The organism is Serratia nevei, assembly GCF_024160145.1.
GTDB lineage: Bacteria > Pseudomonadota > Gammaproteobacteria > Enterobacterales > Enterobacteriaceae > Serratia > Serratia nevei_A.
The window spans coordinates 140,125-157,772 of sequence record NZ_JAMYWQ010000001.1; the positions used below are offsets into that span (position 1 = coordinate 140,125).

Sequence of the window (17,648 nt, forward strand, 5' to 3'; positions counted from 1 at the left end):
CCGTGGAAAGTGATTTGTCACAATAAAAAAACAGCCTGTTTTATTTGGCCGAATTAATATGCCCGAGCCGTTTACCGATGGTTTCAATAATGTAAAGCACGGGGATCTGCGTGGTGATATTGTGATGCCCGCCGATCAAATGCTGCGGAACGTGGTAGGAGAGGTTGAAGTCCGCCAGCCGCGCCAGCGAAGAGGTTTCGTTGTTGGTGATGCTGATGATCTTGCAGTGGTGCAGGCTGAACTGGCTGGCCAGCCGCAGGATCTCTTCGGTTTCGCCGGTAACCGACAGCATGATCGCCACCGCGTTTTTATACATGTCGCTGTTGACGGGATAATAAGGATCGTCGATGTGGGTACTGAATTTCCCGACGTTGGAAAAGAAACGCGCGCCATATTTCCCCAATGCGCCTGAGGTGCTGATACCGACGAAAATAATTCGCTCGGCGGCGGCGATATGTTGCACCGCCTGATCGATCAGCTGATTAAACTCTTCGTTGCTGACGCTTTTAAAAAAGCTGAGGATTTCGCCGATGCCGGAATCGACCGGCGGCGCATCGGTTTGTTCCAGGTACAGCTTGAATCGGATGCGAAATTCCGAATAGCCGTCACAGCCCATTTTCTTGCAAAACCGCAGCACGGTGGTGGTGGACACGCCGGCGGCCTCGGCCAGCTCGCGGATGGTCATGTACATCACTTGATTCTTGTGTTTGCTGACGTAGTTATAAACCATCAGCTCCAGGGCGTTGAGCTCGGCGATTGCTTTATGGGTAAACATGAGTCGATCCGGCGGCTGAAAACGGGAAGCTTATCTGCGGGTTAACATAGCAAAATTCACCGCCGCTGGCACTGCCGGGCAAAAAGAAAAGCCGCACCAGTCAGGCGCGGCCCAGGGTTCACGACGAACAAGTAAAGCAAAACGTTCCGGAAGACGTGCCATGAAAACGCGTTTCATCACACAGCGTTAGCATAGGCCAGCGGATCCCGGCGGCAAAATGCCGGTTTTTGCTTACTAAAGCGAAAGATTGGCAAAGTTATGGCATCGCCTGTTTGGCGCGTGAACGCGCGAGCAAAGGCGGTACCAGCAGATACAGCGCGGCGGCCAACGCCCACACCAGGCCGGGCCAGACATCGCGCGTGGCGGCATACAGTGCCGTCGCCACCAGTGGCCCCGCGACGCCGATCAGGCTGCCCATGCTGGCGAGCGTCCCTTGCAGCTCGCCCTGATGATCGTCGTCCACCTTGTGCGCCATCAGCGCTTGCAGCGCGGGCAACGCCATGCCGCCCGCGGCGAAGAACGGCAGCAGGGCGAAAGGCGCCCAGCCGCGCGTGGCGACAGACAACAGCACCAGGCCCAGGGCGTCGGCGGCCAGGCCGATCAGCAGCGCCTTGCGTTCGCCGAGCCGTGCGACCAGCGGGCCGATGGCAAAGGCCTGCGACAGCGCGTGGCAGGCGCCGTAGCCGGCCAGCGAGAGGCCTGCCACCATCATGCTCCAACCGAAACGATCCTGGCCGTATAAAATCCACAGCGTGGCCGGTGCCTGCGAAACCAGCGCCATGATCAGGTAAATGCCGGCCAGCGGCAGCAGGCCGGGCTTGCCGTGCAGCCGCCGCAATGACGAGAAGGGGTTAAGGCGAATTTTCTCGGCGGCGCGGGGGCGTGTTTGACGCGATTCGGGCAGCAGGAAAAACGCCATCGCCAGGTTGAGAGCATTCATCACCGCCGCCGCCAGGAAGGGCGCATGCAGATGCCATTCGCCCAGCGAACCGCCGAGCAACGGGCCGACGATAAAGCCGACGCCGAACACCGCGCCCACCAGGCCGAAACGCCGCGCGCGCTGGCCGGCAGGGGTAATATCGGTGACGTAAGCGGTGGCGACCGCCATGTTGGCGCCGGTGATGCCCGCCAGCAACCGCCCCAGATAGAGCCAGGCCAGCGTCGGCGCGAACGCCATCAGCAGGTAGTCGGCCGCCGCGCCGGCGAGCGAAATCAGCAGTACCGGCCGCCGTCCGAAGCGATCGCTCAGCGCGCCGAGGATCGGCGAAAACAGGAATTGCATCAACGCATAGGCCGCCAGCAGGGCGCCGTAATGCACGCTGCCGGCATCGAGACCGCCCAGCGAGCGCAACAGCGCCGGCAGAATCGGCATGATCAGACCGATGCCCACCGCATCCAGCAGCACCGTCAACAAAATAACCAACATCGGTTTTTTCAAAATTGTGACTCTAACAGTGATAGAGTATGGAGTATTCCACAGTTACCCTATCAGTGATAGAGAGATGAGCGAAAAAAATAGTGCGGCGCGTTTAACGCGTGAAACCGTCCTGCGCGGGGCGCTGGCGTTGCTCGATGACATCGGCATCGATGCCCTGAGCACCCGCCGCCTGGCGCAACATCTGGGCGTGCAATCTCCCACGCTCTATTGGCATTTCAAGAACAAGGCCGAGCTGCTGAAGGCGATGGCGGAAACCATCATGTTGGATCACCGCGAAGAGGTGCCCGCCGACATCCCCTGGCAAGCCTGGGTGACCGCCAATGCGGTCAACTTCCGCCGCGCGTTGCTGGCTTACCGCGACGGGGCGCGCCTGCACGCCGGCACTCGGCCGCAGGCGCCGCAATTCGCCATGATTGAGGCCAAGGTGGCGCTGCTGTGCCGGGCGGGCTTTACGCCGGAACGCGCCGTTAATCTGCTGTTCGCCGTCGGGCGTTTCGTGGTGGGTTGGGTGCTGGAAGAGCAGCAAATGCAACCGGATGATGCGCTGAACGAAGCCGATCGCCGGCGCTACCCGCTGCTGTGTGAAGGCTGGAATAAGCTGCAGGAGCAGGGAGCAGACGGGCTGTTCGAAGCTGGCTTACGGCTGCTGGTCGACGGTGCCGCGGCCGAATTGGCGGCATCTTCGCCCATATGCTGATGGCTGCCCTCGGCACATGACAAAAGGGAAGGCCTGTGCCTTCCCTTGTTTTTTACGACGCACAGTTCGTTCCAGTAGCTGAAACGGATGCGCCGTTGCAGGCGGTGATGCCACATAGCCAACTCCTTCTACCTTACACGGTTTAAATAAATAGCACCGCGCCCGGCGCAAGGCGAATGCCTTATTGTGCAAAGCTTGCCCGGCGGGCGGGATTAACCGGTTTTATCGGCCCGCCGCCTGACCGGCGCCAGCCGCCAACCGAAATTCATGCCCGCCGCGGCACCCAGGATCGCCAGCGTGCCCAGCAGTTGCAGCAGGCTGAGGCGGTGGCCGAACACCGCCCAGTCCACCACGATCGCCACCGCCGGGTAGATGAACGACAGGGCGCCGACCAGAGCCGTGGGGATGTTCTGAATGGCGCCGTACAGCAGCGTGGACATCAAGCCGGTATGCACCAGGCCGAGGATCGCCAGCAGCAGCCAGTCGATGGGGGCCGCAGGAAGCGTGCTCAGGCCGGCGAACGGTGCCAGCGCCAACGCGCCGACGGTCAACTGAATCAACACGATCAGCTGCGGCGGCAGCATGGCCAGCTGTTTGACGATCGCCGCCGCAATGGCGTACATCAGGGCCGCGCCCAGCGCCAGCGCCACGCCGAGCTGGTAGTCATCGCCGCCGCCGCCGCTTTGCCGGCCGGTGACGATCAACACCATCCCCGCGAACGCCAACAGAAGCCAGCCCAGCCGATGAGCCGTCAGTTTTTCGCCGAACAGCAGCACCCCCAGCGCCACCAACATGAACGGCTGAACGTGGTAGGTGACGGTGGCGACAGCGATCGAAGCATGCTTATAGGCGGCAAACAGCAGCGTCCAGTTAAGCACCAGCGCGATGCCCCCCAGAATGGCGAAGGCCAGCTGGCGCCGGTTGATCGCACCTTGTTTCAACTGACCGAGTGCGGCGCAGGTCGCCAGCATGGCCAGCGCGCCGAACGCGCAGCGCCAGAACACCACCGTCGCGGGCGGCTGCCCCAAAACGAGCACTGGCCACCCCACGGTGCCGGAGATGGTCATGGCGAGGATCATTTGCACTGCGCCGCGCGTTTTCGTTTTCATGTCGTTTCCCTCGTGGTCTGACCGTACTTGTGGTGAAGCGGATTAATCATTAAAATGAACAATCGAACATTATGATGAACACGAATACAAGTGTTCGTCAAGTCGAACAAATGGATGGTATAGCGAACAATGAGTGACGATCGGATGCAGAACATCACGCCTATCGGCCTGCTGTCGGCGGCGATCCGCCGCGAGCGGGAGCGGTTGAACCTGTCGGTGACCGAACTGGCGAAGCGTGCGGGCATCGCCAAATCCACGCTGTCGCAGCTGGAAGCCGGCAGCGGCAATCCCAGCCTGGAAACGCTGTGGGCGCTGGCGATGGCGCTGGATGTACCGGTCAGCCGGCTGATTTCACAGCCGAGCAGGCAGGTGCAAGTGATCCGCGCCCATGAAGGCACGCCGGCGCTGTCGGAGCAGGGCAACTACGCCGCCACGCTGCTGGCCACCTGCCCGCCGGGGGCGCAGCGCGATATTTATCGGCTGCGGGTGCAACCCGGCGAGGCCAAACTTTCCCGGCCGCATCCCCCCGGCACCGTCGAGCATGTGATTATCAGCAGCGGGCGGGCGCGTCTGGGGCCGGCGGATCAGCCGCTGGAGCTGAGCGCCGGCGATTACATCAGCTATGCCGCCGATCGCGAGCATGTTTTCGAAGCGCTGGAGCCGGAGACCACCGCCGTGATGCTGATAGAGCAGGGCTAACCTGGGCGTTGAAGGTCCGTTTATTGAAAATGATTCTCAATTATATTAGTGTGCCCGCCTGTTTTGACGCCGGGACGGGCGTATAGCCCGGCGTCGCCGTTTATTGCCCTTCAAGGACCGAAGATGAAAATCGCTATTCCTTCCCTGCTGTTATTCGCCGGTTTGACGGCAACGCACCCGGCCACCGTGTTGGCCGTTGCACCGCCCGCCGCGGCGGATCAGAGCCAGAACGACACGGCCAACAACGATTTCAGCTTCGTGCGTTATCGCGCGGATTACCGCGTCAACGCCAACGCCACCAACGTGAAGACGGAAAGCTACGACGTGCTGCTGAAGACCAAGGCGGCGGTCGAGAAATTCAGCCAGATCCGCCTGAGCTACAGCGAAAAAATGGAAACGCTGGAGGTGGTCGCCGCCTACACGCTGACCGCCGACGGCCAGCGCCACGACGTGGCGCCCGATCGCATCTATACCCAGGAAAGCTACTCCAGCGCCACGGCGCCGCTGTATGCCGACCGCAAAGTGCGCGTCATCGTGTTCTCCAACCTGGCGCCGGGATCGCGCGTGGTGTATGAGCTGCGCCGCACGCAAAACACCCCGTATTTCCCTGACTATTTCGGCCTGTGGGAGACGTTCAGCGTTTTCGATCAGTTTGACGACGCCGAAGTGACCCTGCAGGCGCCGGCCAAGCTGCCGATGCATATCTTCACGCGCGGCGTGGAAGGCGGGGACCAGCCGCAGATCCGCGACGGGCAGGCGCACTGGCGCTGGCATTATTCGCGCAGCGCGCCGATGAAGGCGCAAAACTGGGCGGCGGACAGCTGGACCTTCAGCCCGACCATCATGGCCAGTACCTACCGCGAGTGGCCGCAGTTGGCCAAGGCCTACCAGCTGAAGGCCGGCGCGGCGGCGCAGGTGACGCCGGGCATTCAGGCGCTGGCGGACAACATCACCGCCGGCATCAGCGATCGGCGCGAACAGGCGGAGGCCCTCTACCGCTGGGTGGCGCAAAACATTCGCTACGTGGCGGTGTACCTGGGCAACGGCGGGCTGGAGCCGAATTCGGCGCAGAGCATTCTCGACAACCACTACGGCGACTGTAAGGACCACGTGGTGATCCTCGAGGCGCTGCTCGCCGCCAAAGGCATTGCAAGCTCGCCGGTGCTGATCGGCATGGACCAAGGCCCGATACTGCCTAAAGTGCCGTTGCTCAGCCGCTTTAACCACGCCATCACCTACGTGCCGGAGTTCAAACTGTACCTGGACTCCACCAATCCGTGGGCGCGGTTCGGGCAACTGCCGGAAGGCGACCTGGGGGCGCCGGTGCTGCTGACGCGCGAAGCCAAACTGGCGCGCACGCCGGGCAGCGACGAGCAGCCGGTCAAGAGCGCGCTGAGCGTCGATTTCGTGTTCGACAAAGCGGGCAATCTGCACGGGCAAACCGAGCGTCGGCTGAGCGAAGTGGAAGAGATTGACCTGCGGGGCTACTTCTCGCAGATCAACCGGCAGAACCGGGCGCAGGCCGAAGCCTCGATCATGTCCGCCTCCGGCATCGACGGCAGCGGCGAGGTGGCGATGAACAGCGATCCGCTGGATCTCAAAAAACAGTTCGGTTATCGCTTCCGCTTCAAAGCGGACGACTACGTCGATTTCGGCGTGGTGGGCGGCATGACGCTGCCGAATCCACCCGGCGGCAAGTCGTTCCGCACGCTGTATACCACCACGGCGGCGCCGGGCAACGAAACGCCGTTCTACTGCAGCGCGCAGCGCTACGACGAAACCTACCGTCTGCAGCTGCCGGCCAACGTGCCGATCATCGCCATTCCGCAAGACAGGCAATTCCGCAATGCAGCGGGCGATTACCGCGTGGCGTGGCGGCGCGACGGGCAGCAGGTGATCGTCAATCATCAGCTGCAGGTGAACGCCATTCGCGGCAAGGAAGCGCTGTGCCAGGCGCAGGATTACCCGGCGTTCCGCGAGCTGTTCCAGCAGGTGCGGCGCGGTTTCCGCGGCCAGGTGGTGTACGGCGAATTGGCCACCGGCAAATAAGCCGATGCCCCGCCGCGTTCGGCGGCGGGGCGCAGGCCTCAATAATTGAACTCGCCCGCGACCTCGGACCACAGGCTGACGCGGCAGCCGCGCGCGGCGAAAGAGTCCATCTCGCGTTTGATGCCGCCGCTTTCTTGCCAACCCGGCAAATCGAGCACGATCAACTCATCCATTGCCGCCATGAACAGGGCGTCGATCGGCGCCCACAGCCTGCCGATGGCGGTTTTGTCGAACTCTTGCAAACACAGATTGATCGGATGCGACATGCTGACCTGGCTAAAAACGGCGCTGCCGGCGCGCACGATAGCGGCGGCGACCTCGTTGCAGGCGATAAAGCGTTGCTGCACGACGTTGGCGTCGGCGTGGCTGTAGGGGCAGGCCAAAAATATCTTTCTCATTACCGTTTTCTCTCTCAATAACTCGATCGTGGGGGAAAAAAGGGCGCAGCTTCCCCGTGAGGCGGCGCCCCGTTTATTTGTTCTGGTGCAGGGATAAATTCAGCGAGCGGCGGCGGCGATGGCCGTCGGCTGCCTTTGCGTCTGTTGTTTTTCCAGCAATTCGGCTTCCTGCACCGAGATCTTGATGGCGATCAGCACGGCAATCATGCCGCCGAGGAATTTACCCATCATGATCGGCAGCACCAGCGAAGGTTGGAAGTTGGCGGTAAACGCCAGGTGATCGCCCAACGTCGCCTGCGCACAGATGCCGAAGGCGACGCACAGCACCTTATCGCGCGCCCGCATGCCTTTGAACAGGTGATAAACCGCGATGATATTGGCCAGCACCATAATAAAGCCCAGCGCGCCGGTATCCGACAGGCCGAGTTTTTTGCCGATGAAATGCATCGGCTTGCGGCAATAGCGCTGGAACAAATAACAAATGGGGAATGTGCCCGCCAACATAATGCCGATGTAACCGGCAATCTCGATGGCGCGGAATAATTCGTCTTTGTCGGCGAATAACGGATCGAATACCCAGCCGCCGAAGACCTTTTTAAACACGCCGGTGAAATGCTCGATGATGCACAGCGCCAACACCAGTTTGATAAAGGCGTCCGCCGCCTTGCCGAAGATCAGGAACCCTTTCACCATGGCCGCCGGCCGCAGCTTCAGGCCCAGCGCCAGCAGGAAACACAGGGCAAACAGCGGCGACAGCAGCCGCAGCGCCTGCAGGAAGTCCAGCTGCAGATAGTGCGCGGCGGGCGAGGTGGTGGAAATGATCTCCCTGACCGGCAGGTTGTTGAAGGTGATGGTCACCAGGGCGATCAGCACGGCGAACGGAATGCTGATCAGGCCCGCCATCGCGCCCAGCGCCAGATATTTATGGTCGTCGCGGTTCAGCATGATAAGCCCGACGGGAATCAGGTACACGATGCTGGCCCCGGAGGTGTAACCCACCAGCATGGCGACGATCCACATGTCGCGGTTGGCGGCGATGGCGTCGGCCAGCTGATAGCCGCCCATGTCCACGGCGATCACCGCCAGCGCCGCGATCGAGGCGTCGGAGCCCAGCGCCGAGAAGAAGGGGCCGATGCTGTACATGATCAGGTAAGAGATGATCGGGATCGCCGCCATGATGCCCGCCTGGGCGAGAAACACCGGGCCGATGGCGTGAATGCCGTTGACGAACTCGCGCCCCAGTTCACCTTCCGGTTTGACGATCGACGCCAGCGCTCCGATCAGGGTGCCGGCCATGATGATATAGATGATGAAATTACCGAACTCAGCCATGGTGTTCCTCCTGCGATGAACGTAAGCCGCGTGAGCGGGCGATGATTTCCTGATAGCGGGCGAACCAGAGCGCCATATCGACTTCGGCGGGTTCCGTCACTTCATAGCGATTGAGCACCTTGAGCGGCTGTTCCACGCCCAGCCCTTTACGCGCCAACTGCGCCACGCCCTGGGCGGTGATCTCTTTGTTGGCGGGCGTAACGATGCGCTTTTGGATCAGGTTGGCGAGGAACTGCGTGAAATAGCGGTTGGCGGACAGACCGCCGTCCACCGAAATGCTGTCGCCGATCGGTTTCAACTTATCCATGGCGTTGATCACCTCGGCGGAACGCATGGCGATGCCTTCGAGGATCGACTGCAGCAGATCCTTGCGTTCGGTTTCCAGCGACAGGCCGGCCCACACCCCGGCGGCGGAGCGATCCCAATACGGGCAGGCCAGCCCGGAAAGCGCGGGCACAAAGGCCAGGCCGCGCGCGATGGCCGGCTGGGCCGGGAAATCGCCGAATTCATCGACGTCGCTGAACAGGCCGATCTTTCTTGCCCAGTTGATGGCGGAAGCCGCGTTATAAACGCCGCCGTCCAGGCCATACACCGGCTCGCTGCCGGGCAGCTTCCAGCACAGCGTGGGCAACAGGCCGGACTCGCCGGCGTCGAGCGGGCGCGGCCCGGTGATCGCCTGTAAAAAGGCGCCGGTACCGAAGGTGATCTTCATCTGCCCCGGTTGATGGCAGCCGTGGCCGTATGTGCCGGCAAACTGGTCGACGATGCAGGCCGTCAGCGGCACCGGTTTGCCGTTGAGCGTGACGTCGCCGAAGTGGCCGATGTTGTCTCTGACCTCGGGCAGGCTGTCGATCGGCACGCCGAACAAACGGCACAGCTCTTCATCCCATTGCAGGGTATGAATGTTGAACAACGAAGTGCGCGAGGCCGAGTTATAGTCGGTGAGATGCCGGCCGCACAGGTGGAACAGGAAGAAGGCGTCCATGGTGCCGAGCCGCAGGCGGCCGCGTTGCGCCAGCTGCCTGGCCCCCGGCGCGTTGTTCATCAGCCAGCCCATCTTGCTGGCGGAGAAGTAGGTATCGAGCGGCAGGCCGGTTTTCGCCCTCACCAGCGGCTCGACGCCTTCGCGTTTCAGGCGCTGGATCTCCGGCTCGGTGCGCTGATCTTGCCAAACGATGGCGTTGTACAGCGGCAGGCCGCTGTCGGCGTCCCAGGCCAGCAGGCTTTCGCCCTGATGCCCTAAACCGATGGCGTCCACCATGTCGCACTGGCTGAGACAGCGGCGGATATTCGCCAAAATCTCCAGGGCGTCGTGTTCCACCCAGCCCGGATTGGGGGTGATCTGCTTGTGCGGCATGCTGGCCGGCGAATGGTGCCTGCCGTCTTCGCCGAACACCACGACCCGGGTGCCGGTGGTTCCCTGATCAATCGCGGCATAACGTTGATTCATCATCGCTTCGCTCTCTTATAGGTTTTGTTTTTTATTGTGCCTGATGTTGGTTGTGTGACTGTTTTAATAATCTATCTTCAATTTCACACATTAAAGCAACATAAATCACAAGATAAAATAACCCCGCGTGATCGACCTCATACTTTTTGCTTATCACCCCGTTCTGCGGCTTTTTTTTGGGAGTTATGTTGTTTTTGCCATTTCAAATGCGGTTATTGTGTGGTTTTATTGTGGTTATCACATCAAAACGGGACATCAGCATGATGGAAGAACAAACGGGTTGGGACATTGTCGTGATTGGCGGCGGTGTGGTCGGGTGTGCGGTATTCCGCAAATTCTGCCTGATGGGCGCCCGTACGCTGCTGTTGGAAAAGGGGGGCGATATCCTGTCCGGCGCCAGCAAAGCCAACAGTGCGCTGCTGCATACCGGCTTCGATGCGCCCAGCGGCAGCCTGGAGCTGCGCTGCATGCAGGCCGGCTACCGGGAATTTATCGCCATCCGCGAACGAATGAATCTGCCGCTGCTGCCCACCGGCGCGCTGGTCGTGGCCTGGGACGAGCAGCAGTTGGCGGCGCTGCCCGCGATCGTGCAGCAGGCGCATGACAACGGCGTGCCGGACGTGGCGCAGATCGACGCCGCCGAGCTGTATCGCCGTGAACCGCAGCTGGCGCCCGGCGCATTGGCGGCGGTAGCGGTGCCGGGCGAGAGCGTGATCGATCCCTGGAGCACGCCGCTGGCTTACCTGACGCAGGGCGTCAAACACGGCGGCGACTATCGCTTCAATACCGAGGTGACCGGCGCCGAACGCTTGCCGACCGGCTGGCGGCTAACCAGCAACCGGGGCGAGTTTCACGGCAAAATCGTCATCAACTGCGCCGGCAATCAGGGCGACCGGGTAGAAAGTTTCTGCCATCAGCCCGAGTTTGAAATCCGCCCGCGCAAAGGGCAGTTCCTGGTATTCGACAAGGCCGCCGCCGGGCAGGTCAACGCCATCATCTTGCCGGTACCGACGGCGATCACCAAAGGGGTGCTGCTGTCGAAAACCATCTTCGGCAATCTGTTGCTGGGGCCGACCGCCGAAGAACAGCAGGATCGCGAGACGGCGACGGTGGACGAATCCAAAATGCGCGAGCTGATCGAGCAGGGGACGCGGCTGCTGCCCACGCTGGCAAATTACAGCGTGACCGCCAGCTATGCCGGATTGCGCCCGGCGACCGAGCAGAAACACTACCGCATTCAGCCCTATCCCGAGCGGCAGTGGATCTGCGTGGCGGGCATTCGCTCCACCGGCCTGACGGCGGCGCTCGGCATCGCGCAATACGTGGAGCAGCTTTACCGCGACCATTTTACGCCGTGCTTCACGCCGACGGCGCCGCAGACCGTGCATTGGCCGCAGATGCCGATGCTCGCCGACTACGCGCTGCGCGATTACGCGCGCCCGGACAACGGCGGCATCGTTTGCCATTGCGAGCTGGTGACCCAGCGGGAAATCGAGGCGGCGTTCGATTCCGCCGTGCCGCCGGAGTGCATCGGCGGGCTGCGGCGGCGCACGCGCGTGATGATGGGGCGCTGCAACGGTTTTTATTGCAGCAGCCGGGTGGCGGAAATGGTGGGCGATCGTTTTGGCCAGACGCTGGCCGTAGGGAGCATTGATGAAAACTGAGTATCAGGTGGCGATTGTCGGCGCCGGGCCGGCCGGGATCGCGGCGGCGACCGCACTGCGGCAGGCGGGGATCGAGGAGGTGGTTCTCCTGGAGCGGGAGCAGCAGGCGGGCGGCGTGCCCAGGCACTGTCGGCACCCCACCTTCGGGCTGCAAACCTTTTACCGGCCGATGCTCGGCTCCACCTATGTCGAAAAGATACTGGCGCGCGCCGGGCCGGTGGAGATCCGCACCGGCGTGACGGTGCTCGCCATCAAACCGGACGGCGAGCTGACCATCACGGATCGCCGCGGCGTCAGCACCTTGAAAGCGCAGCGGGTGATCCTGGCGACCGGCGTGCGCGAGACGCCGCGCCATCCGCGCCTGGTGAGCGGCCTGCGGCCGCAGGGCGTGCTGACCGCCGGCGCGCTGCAACAGTTCGTCTATCTGCGCGGGCTGCAGCCGGGCAAGGCGCCGGTGGTGGTTGGCACCGAACTGGTCAGTTTCTCCGCGCTGTGGACGCTGCGCAACGCCGGCGTGCGCGCCGTCGCCATGATTGAAAACGGCGACAGGCCCGTCGCCTGGCGTCTGAGCGCGCTCTATGCGCGCCTGATGGGGGTGCCGATCCACTACTCTTCGCGGGTGAGCGATATTGCTGGCCGCGATCGGGTCGAATCCATCGAGGTGGAAAACCGCCTTGGGGAGAAACAGCGCATCGCCTGCGACAGCCTGATCTTCACCGGCCGCTTTACCGGGGAGTATACGCTGATCCGCCAGAGCCACCTGGCGCAGCGGCCGGACAGCGGCTGCCCGCTGACCGATCAGTTCGGCCGCTGTTCCGACACCGCCTATTTCGCCGTCGGCAACATGCTGCATCCGGCGGACATGGGTGACCAGTGTTATCAGGAAGGGCTGCGCGTTGGCGAAGCCGTTGCCCGTTCGCTGCAACGCACGCTGCCGCCGGCGCGGCAAATTCTCCCGGTGCGACACGACGAGCGGATCCGCCTGACCGCGCCTGCCAACGTGGCGCTGATCGGCAAACCCACCCGGGTCACGATCAATATGCGGGTGGAACGGGCGGTGTCCGGTTCGGTGGTGGTGCGGCTGGGCGAGGAAGTGCTGTATCGCAAAACGCATCGCTGCCTGCCGGAACGGCGGATCCTGCTGCGCAACATCGCTTTGCCGGCCGACGGCGAGCGTGATGCGCTGCACATCAGCATCGAATCCGCCGGATGAACAACGGCAACGGCTTGCGTCTAACGCCCTGAAACCCGTAGTATTCCGTCAGTTGACGCCGCGAATCTCGGCGCAAGCAGTCACTCTTACTTAAGGCAGCGAGTGTAATGTGAATGGATATCTCTAATTCCGTGGATAGGCGCAATGAAATACTGGCGCTGATCCAGGCCAACGGCCGGGTTTACGTGAATGAGCTGGCGGATAAATTCCAGGTTTCGCAGGAAACCATTCGGCGCGATCTCAACAAGCTGGAAGATTATCGGCTGATCAAGAAGATCCACGGCGGTGCGGTCAGCAGCCAGTTCAAATTCGAGCATGAGTTCAACGAACGGGCCAAAATCGCCGAGGCCGAGAAGCGCGCCATCGCGGAGAAAGCGGTGACGCTGATCCAGCCGGGCGATACGGTGTTCGTGGATTTCGGCTCCACCACGCTGGAGTTCGCCCGGCAGTTGGCGACCGTCGATCAGCTGACGGTCATCACCAATTCGCCGCTGATCGCCAACGTCTGTCTGGAAAATGACTCCATCGACGTGGTGCTGATCGGCGGGCAGTTCATCGGCTCCAAAATGGAGTGCCTGGGGGCGATCGCACTGAATAACATCGAGGCATTTTTCGCCGATTACGCCATCATCGGCGCCGGCGCGGTCAATGTGCAGACCGGGGTGATGGATCAAAACGTCAATGAGGCGGCCATCGCGCGCAAAATGATTGCGCAAAGCCGCAAATGCATCGTGTTGGCGGACGAAAACAAGCTGCGTGGGCATGCGATGACGTTGGTGGCCAAATGGCCAGAGATCGATTATCTGGTGACCTCCGACAGCGGCAACGCGTTGGAAGGGCTGGTGTTCCCGGCCAACGTCAATGTGTTGGTCGCACAGGTATAAAGTTGATGAGAAGCCTTTCTCCGGGCCGAGCAACCCGGAGAAGGCCTCCAAACCGCTTTCCTCTAGGCGATGTTGACCTCGCGCACCTCTTTGGATCTCAGTGTCACGCGGATCGGCACCGATTTGTACGAAGGCGTGCCGCTTTCCTCATCGATGTAATGCAGCGGCACCAGCACGTTGGCCTCCGGATAGTAGGCGCCGACCGAACCGGCTGAAATGTTGTAGGCGATCACCGTGATGCCCTCCAGGCGTTGAGTGCAGCCGGGCAGCGCCGTTTCCAGGTCGACCACGTCGCCATGCTCCAGCCCCAAGCGTTGCAGATCGCTGTCATTCATGAACAAGACGTCGCGCCGGCCGAAAACCCCGCGGTAGCGATCATCCAGGGCATAGATGGTGGTGTTGTACTGATCGTGGCTGCGCAGCGTAATCAGCCGCAGCGTGTCTTGGTCTGCGATAGTTTCATCTTCATGCAGCCCGCTGAACACGGAAAACATCGCTTTACCCGTCGGCGTCGGCCACCGGCGCTCGGTTGGCGGCAACGGCATGCGGAAACCGCCCGGCTGGCGGATGCGCGCGTTGTAATCGTCGAAGCCCGGAATGGTTTTTTCGATCAGATCGCGGATCACATCGTAATCTTCGATCAGCTCATCCCAGGGCACCTTGCTGGCGGGCATCACCGCTTTGGCCATGCCGGCCACAATGGCGGGTTCCGAACGCAACAGCTCCGACGCCGGTTTTAATTTGCCGGACGAGGCATGCACCATCGACATTGAATCCTCCACCGTCACCGATTGCCGCCCGCCGGCCTGCAGATCCAGTTCGGTGCGCCCCAGACAGGGCAGAATGAGGGTTTGTTTCGCCACCAACAGATGGCTGCGGTTGAGTTTGGTGCCGATATGCACGCTTAACTCCAGCGCCTTCATCGCCGGGAAGCTCTGCTCGGGATCCGGCAGCGCCACGGCGAAGTTGCCACCCAGGCAGATCAACGCTTTCGAGTCGCCGTCGATCATCGCCTGCATGCACTTCACGGCATCATGCCCGTGGGCGTTGGGCGGCGTGAAGCCAAACACCGATTCCAGCTTTGCCAAAAAATCGGCCGAGGGTTTTTCGGTGATGCCGACGGTGCGGTTACCCTGCACGTTGGAGTGGCCGCGCAGCGGGCAGATGCCGGCGCCCGGTTTGCCGATGTTGCCGCACAGCAGCAGCAGATCGGCGGCGAAAGCGGCAAATCCTGCCGTGTGCTCGGCAATAAAGGCGTGATCCACGGCATTGCCCTGTGTTTCATCCAGCTGCAGCAGCGCCTTGGCGATGCCTTTCAGCGCTGCGGCGTCGCCGCCGGCTTTCACCTGATAGTAGGTTGAAGCGATAGGGGTCGAACTGTAGGTCGCCATTTCGATGACGTTCTGCGGATCGGTGAAACGTTCGAGCGCCCGCTCGCGCAGCGGGTTGAACACGATGATCGGCACCTTTTTGCGCGCCAGCTCATGCAGCGTGCCCATCATGCGCGGGTGATTGGTGCCCGGATTGTGCCCGATGGAGATAACCAGCTCCGCACTGTCGAAGTCGTCCAGCGAGACGGTGCCTTTGCCAATGCCAATGGACTGCGGCAGGCCAACGTTGGTCGGTTCATGGCACATGTTGGAACAGTCGGGGAAGTTATTGCTGCCGAAGTCCCAGTTGAGCGTATAGGTGTTGCTGACCGCGTTGCCGGCGGCATCAACGATCGAGAAGTGGGTGGTTTGGTGGGTTTCCAGTCCTGGCCGCACCTGTTCGGTCGGCGAGATCGCCGTCGGGTTGATTTCGGCGGCGCGTTTTTGCAGGTAGTCGGGGGCGATCAACTGCGCTTCCGGCACTTGAGTGAAATCCGGGTCGCCGAGGTAGTCGGCGCGATCGGCGAACACGCGCTTTTCGATTTCCGCCAGCAGGTGGATATAGCGCGCCGAGTTCAGCGGCACGCCCTTGAAGTCGGCGGCGCGATCTTCTTTTATCCCCAGCAGCTGCGCCAGCGCGATGCCGCCGGAGCTGGGCAGCGGGGCGGTATACAGGGTGTTGCCGCGCCAGCTGATGCGCATCGGTTCACGCCATTTCACCCGATAGTCGGCCAAATCCGCCGCGCCGATCAGCCCGTTGTCGCGCTGCATTTGCGCCACCAGCAGGCGCGCGGTTTCGCCGTGATAAAAATCGTCGGCGCCCGACTTGGCGATGCGCTCGAGGGTGGCGGCCAGCTCCGGCTGTTTGAATACCGTGCCGGGCTTCATGGCACCGAAATAGTCGCCAAAGTTGGTTTTACCGGCGAACAGTTTGTTGGCGTCTTCACGGTACTGATACTGCTGATCCGCCACGGTGAACCCTTGCCGGGCGTAACCGATCGCCGGCGTCAGCAGTTCGGCCCACGGCAGCTTGCCGAAGCGTTGGTGGGCTTCCCACAGCCCCAGCACGGTGCCCGGCACGCCGGCGGCGCGGCTGCCCACCAGGCTGAGATTTTCGATCACTTCACCTTTTTCATTCAGGTATAGGGTTTTGTTGGCGGCCTTGGGCGCCACTTCACGGTAGTCGAGGAAATAGGGTTTGCCGTCGACGTACAGCGTCATAAAACCACCGCCGCCGATATTGCCGGCTTCAGGGTAGGTGACCGCCAGGGTAAAGGCGGTGGCGACCGCCGCGTCGACCGCGTTGCCGCCGGCCTGCAGAATGTGCGCGGCGACTTTGGCGCCATACCGATCCGGGGCGGCGACCGCGCCGGCGGTCAGATCGGCGGCAAAGGCGGTGGGAACGGTGCAGGCCAGGGCCACGCTCAGAGCTATCGTTTTCAATAAACCGGCAGACATAGAAGATCCTTTTAGCGATTTTCAGTTATCAGGTGAATTCAACTAATTATTTTGAAACAGCAGGTTAGCGCGTTTTCTTCGGGCTGTTGCGGCGCTTTATTGAAGGTAGCAGCGGTCAGGCGGGGCCGCCTGACCAGAGTAACGAAGCGTGACGTGGCGCGTTATGCGCCGGCGGGCAGCGCCGACTGCAGCCACTGGCAGAAGTGCCGGGCGAGCGGGTTGTGTTCGCTGTCGCGGTGCAGCAGCCATGCCCAGTTGGCGCCGCGCACGCGCTGCCTGGTTAACGGTTGCAGCAGCCCGGCGTCGCACGCGTGCTGCGCCAGCAGTTGGCTGACCAGCGCGATGCCGAGGCCGTTGCAGGCGGCGTCCAGCAGCAGACCGGGATCGGAGAAGTTCAGCCCGCTGTCGCGTTGGCCGACGTGCGCGCCGCCCGCCACCGTCCAGTGGCTCCAGTCCATCTCTCGTTCGCCGTGCAGGGTCACGCGCTGCTCCGGCGCCAACGCCAGCAGGCTGGGGTGGCAGGCGGGATAGAGCCGGTCGGTGCAGAGCGGGTTAAAGGTGCAGTCCGCCTGCGCGCTAAGATCGTCGCGGATCGCCAAATCGATGCTGTCCGTCGCCATGTTCGGCGGTTCAAAGCTGGTGAACAACCACAGATCGACCTGTGGATGCTGCCGATTGAAGTCGCCCAGCCGCGGCGTCAGCCAGTGGCGGGCGAAAGCCGGGGTCGTGTTGACGATCAGCTGGTTGGGTTTGCGGTACTGATCCAAACGGCGAATGCCGACGGCCAGCTGCTGCAGCATCACCTGCGCGGTGCTGAACAGATCGTGACCGGCGTCGGTCAGCGCCATGCTGCGGCCGGTGCGGAAGAACAGCGGTTGCTCCAGAAACGCCTCGAGGCTGCGGATCTGCTGGCTGATGGCCGACTGGGTAAGGTGCAGCTCTTCGGCAGCCTGATGAAAACTGCCCAGGCGCGCCGCCGCTTCGAAACCGCGCAGCGCGTTCAGGGGGGGCCAGTGTTTTAACATTATCGATAAGCCTGTCTAATCAGATATCCACTAAATATATCGTTTGTCGCGGTGGCAGGGGAAGACTAGCATAAGATTCGGTCGTGC

The 17,648-nt window shown here is 62.0% G+C and carries 14 protein-coding genes; 6 read left to right on the forward strand and 8 right to left on the reverse strand.

Going from position 1 to position 17,648, the window contains the following annotated elements; genetic code table 11:
* Positions 1 to 40: 40 nt before the first annotated feature.
* Both M6G53_RS00625 and tet(41) read right to left on the reverse strand, forming a co-directional pair.
* Positions 41 to 775 carry a MurR/RpiR family transcriptional regulator gene (locus tag M6G53_RS00625; protein WP_253328294.1) on the reverse strand — a complete coding sequence of 245 codons (735 nt, stop codon included), beginning with the start codon at positions 773 to 775 and terminating at the stop codon, positions 41 to 43.
* Positions 776 to 1,031: 256 nt separating this feature from the next.
* The gene (gene tet(41), locus M6G53_RS00630) at positions 1,032 to 2,213 is read right to left on the reverse strand and encodes a tetracycline efflux MFS transporter Tet(41) (protein ID WP_253328295.1); all 1,182 of its coding nucleotides are present in this window, start codon (positions 2,211 to 2,213) and stop codon (positions 1,032 to 1,034) included.
* Between the two features lie 64 nt (positions 2,214 to 2,277).
* On the opposite strand from tet(41), the gene tetR reads away from it, so the two are divergent.
* Positions 2,278 to 2,910, forward strand: a complete 633-nt coding sequence (tetR, locus tag M6G53_RS00635; RefSeq protein WP_253328296.1) for a tetracycline resistance transcriptional repressor TetR — start codon at positions 2,278 to 2,280, stop codon at positions 2,908 to 2,910.
* 212 nt (positions 2,911 to 3,122) lie between these two features.
* Here the strand turns inward: tetR and M6G53_RS00640 are convergent, their stop codons facing one another.
* Entirely contained in the window at positions 3,123 to 4,019 is an 897-nt protein-coding gene (locus tag M6G53_RS00640; protein WP_253328297.1) for a DMT family transporter, read from the reverse strand.
* A 129-nt stretch (positions 4,020 to 4,148) separates the two neighbouring features.
* On the opposite strand from M6G53_RS00640, the gene M6G53_RS00645 reads away from it, so the two are divergent.
* Positions 4,149 to 4,718 carry a helix-turn-helix domain-containing protein gene (locus M6G53_RS00645; RefSeq protein WP_253328299.1) on the forward strand — a complete coding sequence of 190 codons (570 nt, stop codon included), beginning with the start codon at positions 4,149 to 4,151 and terminating at the stop codon, positions 4,716 to 4,718.
* A 123-nt stretch (positions 4,719 to 4,841) separates the two neighbouring features.
* Entirely contained in the window at positions 4,842 to 6,767 is a 1,926-nt protein-coding gene (locus M6G53_RS00650; protein ID WP_253328300.1) for a DUF3857 domain-containing protein, read from the forward strand.
* 38 nt (positions 6,768 to 6,805) lie between these two features.
* Here the strand turns inward: M6G53_RS00650 and M6G53_RS00655 are convergent, their stop codons facing one another.
* From M6G53_RS00655 to M6G53_RS00665, 3 genes are all read right to left on the reverse strand, one after another.
* Positions 6,806 to 7,165 (reverse strand): DUF1937 family protein, encoded by a 360-nt coding sequence (locus tag M6G53_RS00655; RefSeq protein ID WP_253328301.1) that lies wholly within the window; start codon positions 7,163 to 7,165, stop codon positions 6,806 to 6,808.
* A gap of 99 nt (positions 7,166 to 7,264) precedes the next feature.
* Positions 7,265 to 8,497: an ethanolamine utilization protein EutH gene (gene eutH / locus M6G53_RS00660; protein WP_253328303.1), complete on the reverse strand. Its 1,233-nt coding sequence runs from the start codon at positions 8,495 to 8,497 to the stop codon at positions 7,265 to 7,267.
* Positions 8,490 to 9,950 (reverse strand): FGGY-family carbohydrate kinase, encoded by a 1,461-nt coding sequence (locus M6G53_RS00665; RefSeq protein WP_253328304.1) that lies wholly within the window; start codon positions 9,948 to 9,950, stop codon positions 8,490 to 8,492. The genes eutH and M6G53_RS00665 overlap by 8 nt, the downstream gene beginning before the upstream one ends.
* Before the next feature lie 257 nt (positions 9,951 to 10,207).
* On the opposite strand from M6G53_RS00665, the gene M6G53_RS00670 reads away from it, so the two are divergent.
* The 3 genes from M6G53_RS00670 (at position 10,208) to M6G53_RS00680 (ending at position 13,708) form a co-directional block, all read left to right on the forward strand.
* Positions 10,208 to 11,611: an NAD(P)/FAD-dependent oxidoreductase gene (locus tag M6G53_RS00670; RefSeq protein WP_253328305.1), complete on the forward strand. Its 1,404-nt coding sequence runs from the start codon at positions 10,208 to 10,210 to the stop codon at positions 11,609 to 11,611.
* Positions 11,601 to 12,824, forward strand: a complete 1,224-nt coding sequence (locus M6G53_RS00675) for an FAD-dependent oxidoreductase (RefSeq protein ID WP_253328306.1) — start codon at positions 11,601 to 11,603, stop codon at positions 12,822 to 12,824. Before M6G53_RS00670 ends, M6G53_RS00675 begins: the two co-directional genes overlap by 11 nt.
* A 113-nt stretch (positions 12,825 to 12,937) precedes the next feature.
* A complete protein-coding gene (locus M6G53_RS00680) occupies positions 12,938 to 13,708 on the forward strand; it encodes a DeoR/GlpR family DNA-binding transcription regulator (RefSeq protein WP_039566063.1) in 771 nt (256 codons plus the stop codon).
* 62 nt (positions 13,709 to 13,770) lie between these two features.
* On the opposite strand, the gene M6G53_RS25480 is transcribed toward M6G53_RS00680, so the two are convergent.
* Entirely contained in the window at positions 13,771 to 16,536 is a 2,766-nt protein-coding gene (locus tag M6G53_RS25480) for a gamma-glutamyltransferase (protein WP_301286068.1), read from the reverse strand.
* A 161-nt stretch (positions 16,537 to 16,697) separates the two neighbouring features.
* Complete coding sequence (locus M6G53_RS00695; RefSeq protein ID WP_253328307.1) at positions 16,698 to 17,561, reverse strand: LysR substrate-binding domain-containing protein; 864 nt, start codon at positions 17,559 to 17,561, stop codon at positions 16,698 to 16,700.
* Between the last annotated feature and the right edge of the window lie 87 nt (positions 17,562 to 17,648).